Annotated in this window: 18 protein-coding genes; 5 read left to right on the forward strand and 13 right to left on the reverse strand. The window is 66.9% G+C overall.

All coding sequences use genetic code 11. From position 1 onward, the window contains the following. Positions 1–24: 24 nt before the first annotated feature. On the reverse strand, positions 25–903 hold the full coding sequence (locus AMYTH_RS0133785; RefSeq protein ID WP_157360704.1) for a hypothetical protein: 879 nt from the start codon (positions 901–903) through the stop codon (positions 25–27). 332 nt (positions 904–1,235) lie between these two features. Between AMYTH_RS0133785 and AMYTH_RS0133795 the strand changes: the two genes are divergently transcribed. Beyond that, on the forward strand, positions 1,236–2,321 hold the full coding sequence (locus AMYTH_RS0133795; RefSeq protein ID WP_027933946.1) for a calcium:cation antiporter: 1,086 nt from the start codon (positions 1,236–1,238) through the stop codon (positions 2,319–2,321). 90 nt (positions 2,322–2,411) lie between these two features. On the opposite strand, the gene AMYTH_RS0133805 is transcribed toward AMYTH_RS0133795, so the two are convergent. Then, the gene (locus AMYTH_RS0133805; RefSeq protein WP_027933947.1) at positions 2,412–2,840 is read right to left on the reverse strand and encodes a nitroreductase family protein; all 429 of its coding nucleotides are present in this window, start codon (positions 2,838–2,840) and stop codon (positions 2,412–2,414) included. A 27-nt stretch (positions 2,841–2,867) separates the two neighbouring features. On the opposite strand from AMYTH_RS0133805, the gene AMYTH_RS49215 reads away from it, so the two are divergent. After that, complete coding sequence (locus AMYTH_RS49215; RefSeq protein ID WP_157360705.1) at positions 2,868–3,017, forward strand: hypothetical protein; 150 nt, start codon at positions 2,868–2,870, stop codon at positions 3,015–3,017. Here AMYTH_RS49215 and AMYTH_RS50010 read toward each other — a convergent pair. Continuing rightward, on the reverse strand, positions 3,014–5,452 hold the full coding sequence (locus AMYTH_RS50010) for a helix-turn-helix transcriptional regulator (RefSeq protein ID WP_051362897.1): 2,439 nt from the start codon (positions 5,450–5,452) through the stop codon (positions 3,014–3,016). The genes AMYTH_RS49215 and AMYTH_RS50010 overlap by 4 nt on opposite strands. A gap of 106 nt (positions 5,453–5,558) precedes the next feature. On the opposite strand from AMYTH_RS50010, the gene AMYTH_RS0133820 reads away from it, so the two are divergent. Next, on the forward strand, positions 5,559–6,137 hold the full coding sequence (locus AMYTH_RS0133820; RefSeq protein WP_027933948.1) for a dihydrofolate reductase family protein: 579 nt from the start codon (positions 5,559–5,561) through the stop codon (positions 6,135–6,137). Here the strand turns inward: AMYTH_RS0133820 and AMYTH_RS47290 are convergent. The 5 genes from AMYTH_RS47290 to AMYTH_RS46235 all read right to left on the reverse strand — a co-directional run bounded on the left by AMYTH_RS47290 (position 6,134) and on the right by AMYTH_RS46235 (position 13,445). Next, entirely contained in the window at positions 6,134–7,525 is a 1,392-nt protein-coding gene (locus AMYTH_RS47290; protein WP_051362898.1) for a caspase family protein, read from the reverse strand. The genes AMYTH_RS0133820 and AMYTH_RS47290 overlap by 4 nt on opposite strands. A gap of 3 nt (positions 7,526–7,528) precedes the next feature. Beyond that, positions 7,529–7,879, reverse strand: coding sequence for an effector-associated constant component EACC1 (locus tag AMYTH_RS46230; RefSeq protein WP_051362899.1), 351 nt, complete (start codon positions 7,877–7,879; stop codon positions 7,529–7,531). A 1,182-nt stretch (positions 7,880–9,061) separates the two neighbouring features. Next, complete coding sequence (locus tag AMYTH_RS49225; protein ID WP_157360706.1) at positions 9,062–10,012, reverse strand: hypothetical protein; 951 nt, start codon at positions 10,010–10,012, stop codon at positions 9,062–9,064. A gap of 273 nt (positions 10,013–10,285) precedes the next feature. Then, on the reverse strand, positions 10,286–11,671 hold the full coding sequence (locus tag AMYTH_RS49230; protein WP_157360707.1) for a HEPN domain-containing protein: 1,386 nt from the start codon (positions 11,669–11,671) through the stop codon (positions 10,286–10,288). Between the two features lie 337 nt (positions 11,672–12,008). Beyond that, positions 12,009–13,445, reverse strand: coding sequence for a helix-turn-helix transcriptional regulator (locus tag AMYTH_RS46235; protein WP_084022872.1), 1,437 nt, complete (start codon positions 13,443–13,445; stop codon positions 12,009–12,011). 188 nt (positions 13,446–13,633) lie between these two features. Here AMYTH_RS46235 and AMYTH_RS46240 point away from each other — a divergent pair, with 188 nt between their 5' ends. Further along, positions 13,634–14,164 carry a GntR family transcriptional regulator gene (locus AMYTH_RS46240; protein ID WP_228685060.1) on the forward strand — a complete coding sequence of 177 codons (531 nt, stop codon included), beginning with the start codon at positions 13,634–13,636 and terminating at the stop codon, positions 14,162–14,164. A 124-nt stretch (positions 14,165–14,288) separates the two neighbouring features. On the opposite strand, the gene AMYTH_RS46245 is transcribed toward AMYTH_RS46240, so the two are convergent. Genes AMYTH_RS46245 through AMYTH_RS48220 form a run of 5 tightly spaced genes read right to left on the reverse strand, consistent with a single transcriptional unit; the run spans position 14,289 to position 18,037 of the window. Continuing rightward, complete coding sequence (locus AMYTH_RS46245) at positions 14,289–16,358, reverse strand: FtsK/SpoIIIE domain-containing protein (RefSeq protein WP_084022727.1); 2,070 nt, start codon at positions 16,356–16,358, stop codon at positions 14,289–14,291. Beyond that, the gene (locus tag AMYTH_RS46250) at positions 16,355–17,044 is read right to left on the reverse strand and encodes a hypothetical protein (protein WP_037322902.1); all 690 of its coding nucleotides are present in this window, start codon (positions 17,042–17,044) and stop codon (positions 16,355–16,357) included. Before AMYTH_RS46250 ends, AMYTH_RS46245 begins: the two co-directional genes overlap by 4 nt. Beyond that, the gene (locus AMYTH_RS0133860; RefSeq protein WP_027933950.1) at positions 17,041–17,358 is read right to left on the reverse strand and encodes a hypothetical protein; all 318 of its coding nucleotides are present in this window, start codon (positions 17,356–17,358) and stop codon (positions 17,041–17,043) included. Before AMYTH_RS0133860 ends, AMYTH_RS46250 begins: the two co-directional genes overlap by 4 nt. Beyond that, on the reverse strand, positions 17,355–17,720 hold the full coding sequence (locus tag AMYTH_RS0133865) for a WhiB family transcriptional regulator (RefSeq protein WP_037324227.1): 366 nt from the start codon (positions 17,718–17,720) through the stop codon (positions 17,355–17,357). The genes AMYTH_RS0133860 and AMYTH_RS0133865 overlap by 4 nt, the downstream gene beginning before the upstream one ends. Next, positions 17,717–18,037, reverse strand: a complete 321-nt coding sequence (locus AMYTH_RS48220) for a helix-turn-helix domain-containing protein (RefSeq protein WP_084022728.1) — start codon at positions 18,035–18,037, stop codon at positions 17,717–17,719. Before AMYTH_RS48220 ends, AMYTH_RS0133865 begins: the two co-directional genes overlap by 4 nt. 296 nt (positions 18,038–18,333) lie before the next feature. On the opposite strand from AMYTH_RS48220, the gene AMYTH_RS48225 reads away from it, so the two are divergent. Beyond that, positions 18,334–18,702, forward strand: coding sequence for a helix-turn-helix domain-containing protein (locus AMYTH_RS48225; protein ID WP_084022729.1), 369 nt, complete (start codon positions 18,334–18,336; stop codon positions 18,700–18,702).

Below are 18,702 nucleotides of genomic sequence, written 5' to 3' on the forward strand. Positions count from 1 at the left end.
GCGGCCGGTGCGGGCGTCAACAGGTCAGCGGTGGCGCCGACCGTCCCGGTCGCGGTCGCGGTCGTGCCCGTAGTCGTAGTCGTAGTGGCGCTCGTAGTCGCGCCAGTCCGGGATTTCGTAGCGTGGCACGGAGTACTGGGGCACCGAGTACCGCGGTTGCGGCGCCTGCTGCCGGGTCTGCTTCGGAGCCGCCTGCTGCGTCGTCTTCTTCGTCGCCGGCGCGGTGGCCTTCGGCGTCGACGTCTGCGGCGCGGCCTGCTTCGTCGCGGCGATCGGCAGGATGCCGGTGAACTGGCCCGTCGGCGGCACCGCGTCGTCGGCCTCGTCCTGCCCGGCCACGGTCGGCTCCTGCGGCGCGGCGTGCCCGCCTGCCAGGCTGACCGGCTCGGCCGTCCCACCCGGCCCGGCGATCCACCCGCCGACCAGCATCGCGCCGGCCAGCGTCAGCCCGGCGCTCGCGGTGGCCAGGATCAGCGGCCGGTTGCGCCGCTCCTTGGCGGGCTGCGCGTCGGCGTCCTCGTCGACCGGCACGATCAACGGCTCGGCCGGTCCCGGCTCCGCGTCGCCGACGCAGGCCTCGAAGACGATCGTCTGCGCCGCCTTGACTTCCGCGACGTCCTCGCCCGCAGGCGGGAGCGGGGCGGCAGGGGGAGCCGGGGCGACGGGCGTGGTCGCGAGCGCCGCGGGCGTCTGCTCACCGGTCATCGAGCCGGGCGCCGTCGTCCGGCCCGCGCCGCCTTCGTCGGAGCCGCGCAGGGTGGCGCCGACCGTGCCGGCCGAACCGAACGAGCCGGTCCCGAACACCCGCATCCCGGCGGTGCTCGCCACCGGTGGCCGCTCCAAGCGGCGCGGGGACTTCGAGTCGAGCACGGAAATGGCGGCGACCATGGTCGGCATCGTCATCTCGGCGGGGGAGGGCGCGGGGACGCGACCGTGACGCCGGCGAACCGGGCGATCACTGCGCGCGAGCAGTTCGGCGACCGTCGTCGCCCCGCTTCCGGTTCCCAGGCTGTGGGCACCTGTCGTCACAGGGCGTACCTTTCTCGTCACTCGTCCAGGTCGTTCCGCGTCGAGCCGTCGCGCTTTCTATCGGCCGGGGGGCCAAGATCGGTACCCCGGTGTGACACAGGTCGCTTCAGCGCGCGAGAACAACCCACCCAGGGGTGAAAGGGCACCACACACCGGCGTCGCGCGCAAGCCCGGCCCCTTGCTGATCGCTGTGGCAGGGTGGGCCCGTGGGCGCGCGCATCCGATCTCGGCTGACCGACTGGACCGTCATCGCCCCACTGGTCGCCATCGCCGCGCTGGTGCTGAGCTGGGGTCGCGAACTCCCGTTGCCGCTCGTCATCGTGGTCGCGCTGTGCCTGGCGGCGGCCGTGCTCGCCGCGGTCCACCACGCGGAGGTGGTGGCTCACCGGATCGGGGAACCGTTCGGGTCGCTCGTGCTGGCCGTCGCCGTCACGGTGATCGAAGTCGCCCTGATTGTCACTCTGATGGCTGACGGTGGGGCGAAGAGCGCCACCCTGGCACGCGACACCGTGTTCGCCGCCGTGATGATCACCTGCAACGGCATCCTCGGCGTGTCCCTGTTGGTCGGCGCGCTGCGGCACCGGGTCGCCGTGTTCAACGCGGAGGGCGCGGGCGCGGCGCTCGCGACCGTCGCGACGCTGGCCACGCTGAGCCTGGTCCTGCCGACCTTCACCACCAGCCGCCCCGGCCCGGAGTTCTCCCCGGCCCAGCTGGCGTTCGCGGGCGTGGCGTCCCTCGTCCTGTACGGCCTGTTCGTCGCGATGCAGACCTACCGGCACCGCGACTACTTCCTGCCCGTCAAGCAGGGCGCCGACGAACACGCCGAGCCGCCCAGCTCCGGCGCCGCCTGGTTCAGCCTGGCCTTCCTGCTGGTCGCGCTGGTCGCCGTGGTCGGCGACGCGAAGGTGGTGTCCCCGGCGATCGAGGCCGGGGTGGACAACGCCGGCCTCCCGCACGCGGTGGTCGGCGTGGTGATCGCCCTGCTGGTCCTGCTCCCGGAGACCCTCGCCGCGGTGCGGGCCGCCCTGCGCGACCGCATCCAGACCAGCCTCAACCTGGCGCTCGGCTCGGCGATGGCGAGCATCGGCCTCACCATCCCGGCGATCGCGCTGGCCTCGATCTGGCTGCCCGGCACGCTCGTGCTCGGCCTCGGCAGCACCCACCTGGTGCTGCTCGCGCTCACCGTGGTGACCGGCGTGCTGACCGTCGTGCCCGGCCGCGCCACACCCCTGCAGGGCGGCGTCCACCTCGCCCTGCTCGCGAGCTTCATCTTCCTGGCCGTCAACCCCTGAGCCACACCGCGCCCTGGATCGGGACGCAGTCGGCCAGCAGGTCCTCGTCCACCCGTCCCGCGGTCGCCCGCCAGCGAGCGACCGCGCCGGTCACCACGGCAGCCCGAACCGCTCGGCGAGCGCGCGCACGTCACGCCACCGGCGGTCGCGGTCCATCGGCGCCTGGATCATGCCCTCCCGTTCCGGGCGGGCCGTCACCTCCGGCATCTCCGTCCACGGCGTGCCGTACTGGGCGCGGAAGAAGTTGTCGCCGAGCGGGCGGCGCGGCCGCTGCCCGCCGCCGGACGGGTCCTCGGCCGGGTAGCCGGCGAACAGCACCCACATCGGCCCCCAGTGGTCGGGCACCTTGAGGACCTCCTTCGCGGTGGCCGGGTTGAACGAGTGCAGCCCGACGCCGAGCCCCGCGTCCACCCCGGCCAGCATCGCCTGCGCGATCGCCAGCCCGGTCTCCACCGACACCGCCCACAGGCTCGACTTCTCGTCCTGCGACATCGGCGCGACCACCTGCTGGTAGGCCACGTCGTCGACGTACGCGTACGACCAGCCGTGCGTGACCGGCAGCCGGTCTACTTCAACCCGATGCAGTGCAACTTCGGCGCCGTGGTGCACCACGTGGACCCCGCGTTCTACGAGAAGTACTACGACGGATCCAGCGTCACGCCGGCGATCCGGGAGCACCTGGAGGCGTGGCACTAACCGGCAGCCGCCCTGGCCGCCAGCTCGGTGCGGTTCGTGACGCCGAGCTTGGCGTAGATGTGCGACAGGTGCGTCTTGACCGTGCTGCGGCTCATGAACAAGCGGGCCGCGATCTGCGGGTTGTTCAGCCCCTGCACGGCCAGGCGCACCACGCTCTCCTCGGTGGGGGTCAGGCTGGCCCAGCCGCTCGACGGTCGCCCGCGCTTCCCGCGCGCGCGGCGCGCGTAGTCGATGGCGTCGCGCAGCGCCATCGCGTCCCCGGCCACCGGCCCGTGCGGCAGGCCCATGTCCCGCTTCGCGCGTTCACACGCCTGCCGCAGTGGCTCGTCGGCAAGCGCTTCGAGGCTGCTGACGCAGCTGAGCCACAACCCGTGCCCCAAGCGGATGGCGAGCGCTTCGTGGTGCAGGTCCTCGGAATCGGACAGGAACGCGGACTGCTCCAGCGCGTCAGCGATCACCTTCGGCATCCCGGCCTGCCGGGCGGCGGTGAGGGCGCGCTCGCACACTTCCGCCGCCTCTTCCGGGTTCCCGCTGAGCCGCAGCGCCTCGGCGAGCCCGACGAGCGCGGGCGGGGTGCCGTCACGCCGGAACCACTCGGCCGCCTCGGCCGGTTCGCCGGACCACAGGTGCAGGCAGCCGTTCGCCCTGGCCAGGCCCGGCACGAACGGCGGTGACTTGGCGCCGTAGACCAGCCGGACCATCGGATCGAGCGCGGCCCGCGCCGCGCCGAGGTTCCCGGCGGTGCCTTCGACCAGCGCGAAGACGCTCGTCGCGGACCCGATGCGGTGGTAGTCCTCCAGCGGCCGCGCCATGCGCACGGCCTCGGCGGCGAGTTCCCTGGCCCGTGCCACGTTCCCCGTGTAGAGCGCGCTCGAGGCGTGGAACGACAACGCGGTCGACGCGACCCCGCGGTCCAGCCGGCCGGCCAGCCCGGACACCGCGGTCTCCAGCAGCGGCACGGCGGTCGCGTGGTCGTCGCGGAGGTGGGCGATGATGCCCAGCAACGCGGTCGCGCCGTCGCGCACGAACCCGTTCTCGTCGGCGCGGGCGCGTTCGGCGAGCTTCGCCGCGGTGTCGAAGTCCCTGGGCAGTTCGCCGAGCGCGCTGAGGAGCGTGGCGAGACCGTCGTCGGGGACGATCTCCAGCGCGGTTCGGGCCGCGTCGTTGTCCAAGCCGGTGGTGTCTGCGACGAGGGCGAGCCCGGTCAGCAGCCGGGCCTGCAGCTCGGTGTCGTCCGGACCGCGGTCGATGGCCCGGCGCAGCAACGCGATGCCCTCGTGGCCGCGGCCGTTGAGGTGCCACAGCCACGCCAGCCCGGCGGCCAGCCGCCGCGCGCGGTCCGGGTCGTCCGCGGCGAGGCCGTGTTCGATGGCGGCGCGCAGGTTCTCCTGGTCGGGGCCCACTGCCGCGCGCCACGCGTCCTTGTCGGTGTCGAGCAGCGGCGCGGCTTCCTCGACGATCGCGCCGAACGTGTCCAGGTGCCGGTCGCGGATGTCGTCCGCCTCGCCGGCGGCGGCCAGCTTGGCGAGGGCGTACTGGCGGATCGTCTCCAGCATCCGGTACCGCGTGGTGGGTCCGGCGGTGTCGGCAATGACGAGCGACTTGTCGACGAGCCTGCCGAGGCCGGTGAGGACTTCCATCCGCGGCCCGCACACGCCGGCGGCCGCGTCGAGCGTGAAGCCGCCGGAGAAAACGCCGAGGCGGCGGAAGAGGACGCGGTCGGGTTCGTCGAGCAGGTCGTGGCTCCACGCCATGGAGGCCGCGAGGGTCTGGTGCCGCGCCGCCACGCCGCGTGGTCCGCGGACCAGCAGGGCGAACCGGTCGTCGAGGCCGTCGAGGATCTCGGTGACGGTGAGGGTGCCGGACCAGGCCGCGGCCAGCTCGATCGCCAGGGGGATCCCGTCCAGCCGGGCGCACAGGGTGGTGGTCGCGCCGGTGTCCGGGACGCCCGACCGGGCCGTGAAGAGCGCGGCGGCGTCCGCGGCGTTGAGCGAGGGCACCCGCCAGACGCGCTCGCCGGGCACCCCCAGCGGTTCGCGGCTGGTGGCGAGGACGGTCACGTTGGGGCAGGTGGTGATCAGTTCGAGGGCGGCGTCCGCGGCGGCGGCGAGGACGTGCTCGCAGTTGTCGAGGCAGAGCAGCATCCGGCGGTCGCCGATCTGGCGGGCCAGGGAGGCGTGGTCCGGGGTGAGCAGGGTGCCGGTTGCCGCCGCGAGGAGTTCGGGTACGACCGCGGCGTCGTTGGTGGCGGTGAGGTCGGCCCAGCGCACGTCGTCGTGCGCGCCGGCCACCTGGAGGGCCAGGCGGGTCTTGCCGCACCCGCCCGGCCCGGCCACGGTGACCAGTCGGTTGGCGGCGAGCTCCGCGGCGAGCGCGCGCAGCTCCTCGGAGCGCCCGACGAAGGGGGTGAGCTGCGGCGGCGGGGTGGCTGACATCGCGGATCAGTGTGCCACTCCGGATGGTGGCCAGGTGGCCGATATTTCCGGCTCGTTGGAGCGGCAGGGTCATGGGTGTCCGGTTCACGAGGTGGAGGAGAACGAAATGAGCAAGGTCATCGCCAACATGTCCATGTCCCTCGACGGTTTCATCGCCGACCCCGGCGACGGCATCGACCTGCTGTTCGGGTGGATGGGCAACGGCGAGGTGGAGGTCCCGACCGCCGTGGAGTGGGCGACGTTCCGCATGTCGCCGGCGAGCGCGGACTACATGAAGGCGGCCATGGCGCGGGTCGGAGCCCTCATCGCGGGCCGCCACCTGTACGACATCACCCACGGCTGGGGAGGCAAGCACCCCATGGGGGTCCCGGTGGTGGTCGTCTCGCACTCGACGCCCGCCGAGGTCCCGGAGGGCTTCACGTTCGTGTCCAGTGTCGAAGAAGCGGTGCAGGTGGCGTCCGAGCTGGCGGGGGACAAGGACGTGGTGATCGCGAGCGCGAAGATCGCGCAGCAGGCCCTGGACGCGGGCCTGGTGGACGCCATCAACGTGGACCAGGTGCCGGTGCTGCTTGGGGAGGGGGTCCGCTGGTTCGAAAACCTGTCGAAGACCCCCGTGCGGTTGAGCAACCCGACGGTGGTGGAGGGCAACGGGGTGACACACCTGGCGTACGAGGTGGTGCGTTAGGTGGTCGACACCGATCTCCGCAGGGCTCGGATGATCCCGATGCACCCGCCCACGGCGATCGCGCTGATCGCCAGCGGCCAGAAGTTCAGGTCCACGGCCAGAACCGACCCCACGCCGGCGAGGAAGCTGCCGACTCCCGCGCTGCTGAAGGTCTTGTTCCGCGGGAGTACGGCGAACTCGGTCAGCCCGACGAACACCGCTGCGACGGCCATCAGTACCACCCCGGCCACGACGTAGCCCGTCGTGCCGAGTGGGCTCCTGGTGGTGTCGCCCGCCACGAGATCGTGCACGACGGCGACGACGAAGAACGCCATCAGCGGACCGTAGGCGAGGTGGAGGCCGAACGTCAGGGCCGCGCGCAGTCCCTTGTGCGGGGCCTCCGCCTGGGACGGCTGTGGCTGGGGGCGAGCCGGGCCGGGGTGGATCTGGCCAGGGTGGACACGCCCGGCGGCGATTTCACCGAGGAGTTGTTGGTACGCCTGGGCCCGCTCCGCGGGCTGCGCGCTCTTGGCCGATCGGGCGATTTCCTCGAGCGCCGCCGGCCCGGCTTTCGGGGGCGCCGGGGCGGGTGGCTGGGTGGGTGTTCGCGTGCCCGGCGCCGGAGCCTTCGGGAATGGTTCCGCCGCGGCCGGCTTCGGTTCCGCCGCGGTCGGCTGTCGCGGCTGCACCGCACGGTTGCGGACCAGCCCGAGCTCGTCGAGCGACAGGTGTGAGAGTGCTTGCGGCTCCGGAAGCCCCTGCGCCTTGGCCGCCCGGCGGACGTGCCGGTGCAGGGCCGTGATGTTGAGCAGTTCGGGGGCGCCGGGGATGCCGTTCCGGAGCGCGTCGAGCAACCGGAGCGTGTAGGCGGGGTAGCGTTCGCCGTCCAGCACGTTCGAGGACCGGTTGGGGGGAGCCGAGGTCAGGATCGCCGCGCCCTCGATGTCCACCTCGGCGGCCAGGTCGGTCGCGGCGGACATCCGCTGCGCGAGCGCCCGGCCGGAGTAGCAGCAGTCGAGGATCACGATCTTCGAGCTGGCGTCGCTGTCGCGGACGAGATCGGCGACGACGCGGTACTCCATGCCGGTGAACCGAACTTCCTCGGAGCGGGTGTCGGCGAAGGTCAGGTACAGCTCGTTCAGGTAGATACCGTGCCCGGCGAAGTAGACCAGGAGGAGGTCGTCCGCTTCCCCGGCGGCGGTGGCGAGCGTCCGCCCGATCTCCTCGCGCCCGGCGTTTTCCGGCACGAGCAACGAGTGCCGCGGTGCGAGTGAACCGTACCGTTCGTCTGTGAGCACGTTTCGCAGCTCCGCCGCGCCCGCGTGCACGCCGCGCAGCTGGGGCAGGTGGCGGTAGCCGCCGACGCCGATGAACACCGCCCGGGATCGGTGCGGATCTGGCAGCCGCATCGGTCAGTCCTGGTTCAGCAGCTTCGGCAGGAGGTCGTCGAGGTCCTTCGCGTGCTGGGACGAGACCTCGATCGACTGCCCGTCCGGCTTGGTGATCTTCAACGTGACCGCGTGCTTGCGCGGCCGGTTGAGCCAGGACTTGAGGCTCTCGGCGAGCACCGTGACGAATCCGCCCGCCCCGGCCAGGGCGATGACCAGTTCGGTCACCTCGCCCATGTGACCCGGCGGTGGCGGTGCGGTGACCCGCTTGACGTGCTTGCGCAGCTCGGGTTCGTCTCGCAACCACTCGCGGAGGACCTCGAGATCGCCCACCGGATCGTCACCGTCCACCGCCAGCCCCAGAAACCCCGCCACGGCGCCCCCTTCGGTTCAAGATCACGAATCCTAGTGGAGCGAGACACCCGGCGGGCTGGGATTCCCGGTTTGACGCACGTCGACGGAGTCGTCCACGCGAACAGGACTGCCCTGGGGATCAGATAAGTGCCCCCGGCAGGATTCGAACCTGCGACACCCGCTTTAGGAGGGTGTTGTTCTGCTGGTTAGCTCGTGTCTACCTGGGGTTTTGGTTCTTCCATCGCCGCACCACGGGTCGTTAGCGCCGTACGTGTCTGGGTTTCGCACCATGATACGCACCACGGCCGGAGGAGTTCAGCGGGCGGTGCCGGCCTCCTGCTTGCGTCGTGAAGAGTGGGTGTCATGGCATTCGACCTGGCATCTGTCATTGGATCTGCCGTCATGAGCGGGGCTGTAGCGCTTGCGACTGCGTCATGGAGGGTCGGCCGCGAGGAGCGAGCCAAGCGCGCCACAGTCGGGAAGGCGCGAATCAGGGCGGCAGCCACCGAGCTGTTTCGACAGGTCCTGGAGCGCAGGCAAGACCCGAAGGGCGGGGCTGGTTCACGTGCGTCCAACGGGATTGGCCGCTACAGGTTCGCGTCCGAGATCGTTCTCGCCAGTGAAGATCTTCCGTGGTTGAGAAGGTGGTTGGTACGTCGACGGGTGAGGCGGATAGTGGGACGTGCGGTATTCGAGACGGCCGAGATCGCACCTGATAGAGGTGATGACGAGATCGCACGACGCTTGCTTGTCACGGTCCTGGCGCGCCGGAAGGACAAGCGGTTCAGTGATTCGGGACGACTGGCTAGCCTCGACGACGATCACGTACCGTCCGATCGCGAGCTGCGAGTGATCATCCGCTCCCTCAGGTGGGTTCGGTGGTGCTGTTGATGAGCGTCCCGCGGCGGGGATTCGGAGGATTTAATCTTGTCATTCAGACCGGATCTAGCTAGGTCGCAACTCCGTCCCACCGCACATCGAGCGGGGTTCTCGGCTGTCTACGGGCAGGACAACGTTCGGTCGTGCGACTCACCAGTTGCCGCGCCAGGACGGTCCTCGCAGTCCGCCCCCGCAGATCCCCGGCGCGCATGGTGCCGTCGTCCAGCCCGGTTCGCTGCCAGTAGAGGCGCATGGCCTATCCACGTGCTGGCCGCGGACACCACCGCTGAGCCGCTTACACCCCGCCTAACTGTTTTACGGTTTCTAAGTTTCTTCCGGGCTACCATGGGTAAGGGTGACATCGGGCAAATCGGCAGTATCAGCATGCTTGTCGATCTCCTCGCGGAGGATTTTGGAGAGAATCGACCGAATACAGGCATAGGACAGGGGGCGGTCGTCGGTAGAGGCGTGTATCTTGCTGTACAGTTCGCTTGACGTGTTCACGGTTCGGTTTCCGGTGTGCACGAAGCCTGAACGTGCGTCATAGCTACGTCGCAACGCGGCGCGCAGCACTTCTCGGTCGGCAGTCAAATAGTCCCGCACGCGCTTTCGGCTCGACCAGTCTCCTCCGTCGTACACGCCGTCTGGCATCCGAACGTTGTATATCCACTCGTTCCACTCATCGTCCCAGAAGTCATCTGGAAGCCGGTAGGAACCATATTGCGCAAACGTCTCCTTGAGGCGCAGATGCTGATTCTTCATCAACTTGGCCTTGAGGGCGTCGTACAGCTCAGGCGGAAGCTTGTGGCGCCGGGAGAATTTGTCCCAGGTCGCCGACTGGTCCCAATCGGACCAGTCGCTCGGGGGAGCGCCAAAGGCTCGCGAAAGTGCCTCGATTCCAGCTATGGCAAGCGTATATGCGGCGGACAGGTCCTTCTCAAACAATAAGGCCGAGCCGTAATGGAGGTCAAGAGCAGCCGCAACGGCTGTCCGTCGTTCTTCCGGTATCGAAATAAGTTTTCCCAAGAACTTGCGTAGAGTGGCGTCAAAATCCACAACTTCAACTGGTGCGACCAGACGTCGATCAAACACGCTCGTATAGCTAATGAAGGTAACGTGTTCGGGCTCTCCTTCCATTGATGCCGGTAGTTCTTCCAAGATTTCGATACGACGATCGGTCAGGAGGGTCAGAACGGCGCCTATACTTGCACCCAACTCGGCGTCTTTCAGATCATCGCCGCCTTCGCCGCCCGCGCACCACTGGAGGACTGACATCGACTCAGGGGTGCTACCCGGTCGATAGATTGGTCCCACTCCCTGAACCCTGACGAATCCTTCCATGTCTAACGGTGTTAATCCGGGCGCAAGAAGGCGCCGTGTTACGAAGTGAACGGGCTCTCCGTTGTTGACGGACTCCGCCAATCCGAGTAACCACTCTCCAAGTGCACTCATGAACGAAATTATGGAAGAAAAACGTCTTCTCTGCAACTTGTTCTCTGGCATGTTCCGTTGTTTCTCAAAACATGACCGGCGGCAGAAGTGACTCGATCAAAATATCTCAGGCAAAGCGGTTGGGAGAACACTTTGCAGGTATGACCACTGAGGATTTCGCTGCACCATATTGACGCATTGATCATCGGTGAACCCCAGTTCGCGGAGCAAGATAACGCGCAACAATACGTCGATAGTTGCCGTCAGCCTCACTTGCTTAACGACCTCCGTCTCGACGATATGACGCTCACGTCGTGCATGCGCGATTTGATTCCGGACGTCCTTGACGAGGCGGACCCACTTGTCGCGGTCGCCGATAAACGGATCTATGCATGATCCTGCGTGGTCAATTAATTGCTGTAAGCGGTCGGCAAATGTTGGAGCATGCGAGAACGCTAACTTAGCCTTGAGCCAGTCTCGATGATCTTCGGGCGTGGTGTCCAAGATTTCCTTTACCCGTTGTCGATGTTCGGGCGTTTGGCGGTCCGCTTCAGGGTAAAGACGCTGATGAATACCTTCTGCCGCTGAAGCTACGTTGAACAACTTGTTGCCAGCGAAAACATTTTGAGGAGCACTGAGAGAAAAGAGCAGGTCGCAGGTTATGCCAAGCTTGTCGACTAGGGCATACCATCGGGGAACGACCTCGGCAAACTCAATCTCAGGCAAGGAAAAAAGCATCTCGTGCACCATTGGCGGTTTCTTTCGAGGCACTCTTTTGTCGCGTCCGTATGCATGGACATCCAGCCACTGTGTTGTCGGCTCTTCTAGGTGGTCTGGGTTCGCTACTTGCAGTGGACCGGGATGGGGTGCGCTGCCGGTAGCGAGGTCTAAGAAGTAGCGGAAGGGACGCAAGAATTTATACTCAATGTCGGGTACTGTGTGCGGTTCTGACAGTTCGAACAGCAGGCTGCCTGCTTCCTGCCACTCCGCCCAATGGTCGTCTCCGTTCGCTACAAATCCGTGATGCAGTTCAAGAGTTGCCCCTTGTGTTGAGGCTATCGAAGGCTCCAACGCCGTATACTCAAGCTTAGCGTGTCCGCGGTTCGGCCACTCTCGACTTAGTCCGCTTCGCGCGATCCATTGAAGGAGGTTGCCTGGGCTCGCGTCAACTTTGGTAAATGTTGCCTCATCCGCGCTTTCGAGTAGGTAGGAGCCCGCAAAAACCAACGGTGCACGAACTTGAATAATTGAGCTACCGGTGGATGAATACTGACTTCCCCTGAACCTGCCACCAATGATGGTTAGCGCCTTGCTGAGGCTTACGCCGTTGAGGATGTTCGCATCGAACGCTCCGTTCATGACGGATGGAACTGTTCGCTCGTCTAGTGAACCCCACAAGCGGAGTTCGAAACTGTCGCCGAGTTCAAGAATGCCACCCAACTTGCGATCCGGTCGGGCTGGATGCCACCATTCACCTTCGTATTGCTTCGACGCATTCTCCATGGCCCAATCTTCTCATACGTTTTGTTGGTTCCTTATAAGGCGTGCAGGCTCCCATCACCGGCCGCGTCAACAGCTTCACTACTGCAGGTCACAGCCGTACGGTAGGGCAACAACACGTGGATGGGAGCGTAGAGGGGGAACTGCAGACAGAGTCGCCGGCGTGATAGCCAACGAGCCTGATGATCGCGCGGGCGTAAATTTATTCAACTGTTCAAGTTGACTGGCCTGGTCTCGGCGACGTCTCTTCAGATGGGTCCTGTCATCGACCCGCAGTTCAAGGATAGAGGCGAATGGGGTCGGGAACGTCTTGCTCGGCTCGCAGTGTGAGGGACTACAGCTACGAGTTTAGACGGCTCAGTCCACGCGAGAACGTGAACAGGCCTTCGTTGTTCCACATTGAGGCTAGCGCCAGTCGGATCAAGGATTCAGTGTATCGACTTGGGAAACTGCGAAGTCCCCTCGCTTCCCAGTTCGCTTCGATGTGTCCGCCGAACTTTGACCAAAAATCATCATCGTCGATGCCGGCCAGGCAGGAGAATTCGTAGTTCCCGCTCACCAGATTGAATCCGAAACCGGTGCACCTCAGTCGGAAACCGTTGCGCGACAGGAGGGATTTCATCGGTTCTGATAGACGACCGAGGTGCATCGGGAGGGCGGCCCGCGGGGCGCTGACGGTGTTGTCGAGGTCTGCGCGGCCGAACAGTTCCTCTTCGAGTTCGCGGAGCAGCGTGCTGCGGAGTGACGCGTCAGCGTGGAGGTCCGTCATGGGCTGGTGGAAACCCTTGGGGATCACGGTCAGCTGTCGCGCGGCGTTGACGACGAGCTGTGAACGCTCCTGGACTAGCAAGAGGCAATCAGCTTGCCCGTGCTGGCCTGCTGGTCGGGCGATGGCGCACAGGGCGAGGACACCACCGGCGCAGAGCCGTGACGCAGGGTTGACTACCGACGCGAGCGACGGGAGGTACCTGTCTCGGAGCGGCAGTGAGCCTGGCTTGATCGGCTTGCCGGCCGCGAGTGCGTCGAGGAGTTCGCTTTCGAGCAGGTCCAGTGTCAGGGCGTACTCAAGGAAGGGAGTCACGTCGACCGTGCCGCGGATCAGCCCGTCTCGGATGTCCACATCGAGCAGGCGGTAGGTCTGCTCGTTGGTGAGGCGGACACCAACGGCTTCTACCTCGGCGAGTCGTTCCAGGGCAGCTTCGGGGACGGGCTCAGCGGTCGGCTTAGAGGCGGTCGGAGCGAGGGTTAGTCCGTCGGTGGTCTCGTCGAGTGGGATGTTGAGGTCGAGCCAGTCTGGTCGCGTGAGGATGCTGGTTTCGAGAGCCTGGCCGCCGAAGTGTGCTGTGTAGAGGCTGTAGTCCGGATCGGTGCCGTAGTAGGCGCGGAGCGCGGCCACCACATCGGATCGGCTCACACGGGCGCGTCGGGCCTGGCGGGTGGTTAGCTCGCGGCGTGTCTTGGGCAGGCGGGCCGTCACGCGCCGGGCGCTCGTTCCTGGCTCCCAGTTGAGTCGTTCGTCGAGCCAGGTGCAGGCTGCCTCTACGTCTGGGCTGAGTGTGTCGGGAGTCGACCCGGCGTCGCCGTCGATCAGTGCGCGCAGTTGCTCTGGTGTCTGCCGGAGGAGGCGCGCTAGCTTCGGTCGCAGGTACGGGAGTGGGGAGTAGTCGCCGGCCTCCCAGCGGATGACGGTCGAGCGGTCGACGTTGAGAGCGGCGGCCAGGCTTTCCTGGGTGTACCCGGCTGCCTTGCGCGCCGTTGCCAGCTCTGCCCGTCTCATCACGACCCCTCCCCATGCCAGTCCGGCCAGAATAGCAACGATCCGAGCGTTTCCGCAGGTGAAGCGCAGGAGTGCAACATTCCCGCACCGAGACTCCGACCTTTCTGCTCTGTCTCGTGCCTTCCTCCTCGGTTTGAGTCGGACGCGTGATGACGCGGTGGGAGTCGGCGGGACGAGGTGATGGGCAGGTGGCAGATCCGATTCTTCTCGTGCGGCCGGTCAGGGGTTCGGTTGGTGAGCGCGAGCGCCTGGTGCACGTGGTGGGGCGCTCCGGGCAAAGCGACAGGCCGGGGGTGCTGAGAGCTTTCTGCGGCGCGGAGTTCAACGCGGATGATCTGGACTTGCTCGACCGCGTGACCGGGATGCCCTGCGAGGACTGCTTGCGACTCGTCCCGTTGCCCCAGCCCGTGGAGCGCAACGAGGTCGCCGGCGAGCTGCCCTTTCGGCCCAAGCCGACGGGCTACCTCTACGAGCAGTTGGCCGACCACCTCGCTCAGCTCATCGAGACCGGCAGGCTCAGGCCGGGTACGCCATTACCCGCAGAACGCAGGCTTGCACAGCAGTACGACGTCTCGCTCGGCACTGCCCGGCACGCCACCCAGCTTCTCCGGGCCAGGGGACTCGTCGTGACGGTGCCCGCGAAGGGCACGTTCGTCGCCGACGCCGTGCCAGAGGGAGGGAATCGGCGGGACCTCGGCGATCAGCCCGAAACGCCGTGATCGCGCAGCCCACGAGCGACCGCCGATCAGCTTCCCTGCGGGGCATCCGCCCTGGTCAGGTCGGGGAAGAGCGTAAGGGAGCGGGGTAGGGAGAACTCCCCACCCCGCTCTCATGTCCCCACACCTACTCGGCATCATCCCGGCGGTTCAGCGCGTCCGTCACGTCCTCAGCACGGATCACCTGCACACCACCCGACTTGCGTGGCCCGAAGCCGTACTGGGCGAGCGTCGCCTTGAGGTCCGAGAACGTCCAGCCTTCGTACTCGGCCGGGTTGTGCTCGGCGAGGCGAGCGAGCACAACCCTCGTCGGCACTCGTCGCTCACCGCGCATCACCGTCGCCACATCCGCCAGGTGATCGACTGGCACGGCCTCGATCACTGGGCGAGCCGTGATCTCGCGGCCGTGCTCGCGCACGACCGCCAAGGCGCGGTGGATTACCGGTGTCACCATGTCGACCTCGTCCTCCAAGGGCACGTAGAACGTGCGGATCAGCTCGAAGGCCGCATCGGTCACCCCAACAGCGACGCAGGTTCCGCGGTCGGTCTTCATCCGGAGATCGGTCGCGCGGATGCCCGCCCGGTACTTGCCCGCGCCGAGCAGACCGTCATTGGCGATCTGGTCGGCCACCGAGAACGCCACGCCACACGAGACATTCCGCGTGACCTCCCTGGGAATCGAGTCCTTCGTCGGCGATTGCGTCGCCAACAGGAGCACGATCCCGTACTTCCGTCCGCGCTTGATCACTCGGACCGCCAGCTCGGCCGCGCGCTTGCCGAACTTGGGGTGCTGGAACAGTTCGTGGCACTCGTCTATCGCGCACACCAGCGGGTGCAAGCCCAAACCGGCCTTGTCCGCAAGCTTCCGTGACACCTTGGGCGGTCGGCCGGGTTGCTCGCCAAGCACCTTGCCGCGCCGCTCCATCTCCGTCGACAGATCTTCGAGCGCGGCCACAGCGGCTTCGGCCACTGCGTCGTCTATCCCCATGCGATAGCGGGATGCGCGCGGCTCGAACGGGTCGAAGTCCGGTGACTCGCCCATGACGAAGATCCACAGCTCCGCCGTCGGATCGAGTGCAGCGCCCAGCAGCAGCGTTCGGAGGGCCGCAGACTTGCCTTGTCCCGGCCGCCCGCCGATCAGCCAGTTCGCCTCGAGCAGCGGCGCGTTGACGACCACGCCGCGTTGGGTGAGGCCGAACGGCACGCCGTCGAACACGTCGAGCTGCCCGTCATGTTGGAGCGGCCATTCCCCGGCTCCGCCAGCGAGTGCACCCTTGTCGGCCACCCACAGGTCGAGCACGCCGGCCTCGTCACCTTCGGTCGGCCATGTTTCCAGCTTCGCCCGCCCGAGGTTCGCGGCGAGCTTGTCCCGCCGGTCTGCCACCATGTCGGCCGTCGTTCCAAGCGGAAGCCGCACCTGCACGAACGTGCCGTTGCCGTCACGCCGGGCAGGAATGCTGTAGAGCAGTTCACCTCCGTTCTTGAAGAAAGCGTTCAGCGGAGCGATGCCCAGATGCCCGAGAGCCTTCGACACCATCCGTTCATCGAGCCACGAATCCGCGTCGTCGCGGTCGGGCCTGGTGAGCCAGCTTGCGCCCGGCTCCTTGTCGCGGCCCTCCCAAGCGGCCGCGACGACCCAGCCAACCGGAGCGACGAGGAGCAGCGCCGACGCGACGGTTTGCACCACCTCCCAGCCGGTACCGATCAGGTTCAGCAGTTGTGCGAGCCAGGGCCACATGTCCTCGCGCGCCATCCACGAGTCGACGCACCACAACACCAGGCCAACCGGCGCGACGACGGCCGCCAACACGGCGCAACGGTGCAGGACGATCGCGAGGCGGCCCCACCGCGCCTTCGAGTCCGCGCGGATCAGCTCCTGAGCTTGCCGCCGTGCTTCCGAGTCGCCGGCAACCCGTGCGGCGCGGGCATCGGCTCGTAGGTCGCCGTACGTTGCCCACGTCCACGCCTTCGCCATCCAGCGTCCATGACCGCGCAGGACGAACCACGCCAGACGCAGGAAGTCCCGAGGCAGCTTCCGGAACCGGTACGCGGCCGCCGCTCGAAGGTGAGCAGTCCCCGGCGCGTCCCACCACTTGGCGAGCGCCGATCGTGGCCCGGAGCCGGGCTCGTCATCGGTGACGATCTCCGCCTCGAACACCTTCGGTTCGAGCGCGCCCCGTTCATGGCGATCGTTCATGACAGGGCCTCCTGTCGTTCAACCTCGGCCCTGAGCGCGGCAGCCACACGAGGCGACAACCCACGCGAGCACCCCGTGGCTTGCCGCACCCACGCGGGCGTCACGTCGACCCCGGGTGACCACGCCTCGCGTGCATCGGACAGGTAATCCGCGAACAGCTTCCGACCCGCGCGCCGCTGAGGCGGGCGGCTCTCGTCAACAGCGCGAGGCTTGTACTCGGAAGCCACCGTGGCGGCTTCGATCAGCTTCTCGCGTAGGTCGGTCACGGCCTCGGCCGCGGTGAACACCAGCAGCGGCGGCACAGAGTGCAGCACGATTCCGGACCACGAACCTGCCGCGAACGATGACCAGGTGTTCATGACATACGTGGCGGCGAGCGTGAACCACTTCGCACGCCGCACCCACGAGCCCATACGGACCCCATGCCGGGCCGTGACCTGCTCGGCACGCAGGATCGCGATCAGCACAAGGGAGACCGTGGGATCGAGCAGCCAGGCGGCCAGCCATGTCAGCGACCAGGCAGGCGCGCCCGCGGCGGCGAAGTGCTGGACGTTGGTCATCGTGAACGCCAACCCGAGGGTGATCCCGGTCCAGCACAACCGGTCCACCTGAACACGGACGCGTTCGATGTCGTGGCCGGCGGGTGGCCGCCCGGAGGCGGCCACCCTGTTCAGTTCGCGATTCATCGACGACCACCCCGAACGTCCACGGTGACGACGGTCAATGCCTTCGTCAGCCCGTGGGCCGCGAACAGCGCCGGGACTCCGAGCACGGCCAACAAGAGCCCGTGGTTGCCCGGTGCGGCAACGATGACGACCCACTGCACGCCCACGATCAGCGCGGCCGTGAACAACACCCGGCCGAAGAGCGACAGCAAGCGGCTGCTCGCTCGCGACGCTTCGAGTGTGCGCCGCCTCTTCCACGAACGGATCCGCCACAGGAGGAACCAGCCGGCCAGAATGCCCAGAGCCACGAGGACTTGTGTTGGCGTGAGGTTCATCGCTGCTCACCTCCGTTCCGGGCAGTGCGACGTGCGCGCCAGATCGCATACAGAGCCCGGCGGTCGTCCTCCGACAGCGCTCCCCAGACCCCGAGCGTGAACGGGCCGGCGGTGCGCAACTCCAGCTCCAGACAGGCCAACTTCGCCGTGCATCCGGCGCAGATCACCGCGGCCAGTTCGCGATCGGTCAGGTCGTCGCCCGTCCAGTCCGGCGCGTCGCCGGTCGAGTTGAGCCACATGCACGAGCCGTCGCGGCGCACGATGTCCTCGAGCACGTCGTTCGGGACGTCGGCGTAGCGGTCAAGCTCGACTGCGAGTGCCGTGAGGTAGTCCGCGAAATCCTCGAAGTCGTCCGGGTTCACCACGACTCACCCCCGGTGAGCCGGGCAACCTCGCGAGCCGTCCGGCGTTCCGCGGCGATGCGGCTGGGATCGACGACGCCACCCGTCGCGTCCACCTCCGCGATCAGTCGATCAAGCGCGACTGCCGGGATGACGTACCGAGAGCGAAGCCGGACCGCGGGGAAATCGCCGTCCCGGATGATCCGGTAGAGCGTCGACGGGCCGACGCGGAGGAGCCTGGCTGCCTCCCGAACCGTGTAAAAGGCCGGTCGCGAATCGCGGTTATGAGTGGTTTCTGGAACTGCATTCTGAGGGCGTTCCGTGTTGGTGTTTTCCATGACTTCGATTCAAGGAAAAATCACGGTGGCCAACCATGCATGACCAGTGCAATACAAATGCAGAACCAATGCAGGAGTGATGCAGGTTCCTGTTTTTTCGTCGGATTTGAGGCGGGTTGGAGCCCGTCCGACGACTCGGTCGGAACGAACTCCCAACGCTGCTGGCGATGATTTCATCGAAATATCAATGAAGTCAGCGATGATGCGAGCGTGCCTTGCCTGACTGGTGCGATGTGCCGCTGAAACCCTTGGAGATCCGCTAACGTCGGCGCTGCAGCTGGAGCGCGGAGGAGCACGTGTCGGAGGATTGGGCCGCAGTAGCGAAGGCCATCAACGAGCGGATGAAAGAACTCGGGTGGCAACAGCAGGAATTAGCGGCTCGGTCACACGTATCTTCAGCCATCGTTCGTGAGATTCAGCGGAACACCGTGAACCGGAAGCGGAGTCCTCGCACGCTGGAATCCCTTTCGGTGGCCCTTGGCTGGCATCCTCGGCATTTGGAAGCTGTATTGCACGGCGAGCGTCCACCCGCGCGAAAAGAATTGACGGAGCAAGATCTCTCCGGTCGGCTCGATGCCTTGGAACACCGGTTGGACGGCATCACCGAGCAGCTAGCCACGGTCATCCGGCTGCTGAACGCGTCGCGTTCGTCGGAGGACCGGTAA

The organism is Amycolatopsis thermoflava N1165, assembly GCF_000473265.1.
In the GTDB taxonomy this organism is placed as follows: Bacteria; Actinomycetota; Actinomycetes; order Mycobacteriales; family Pseudonocardiaceae; genus Amycolatopsis_E; species Amycolatopsis_E thermoflava.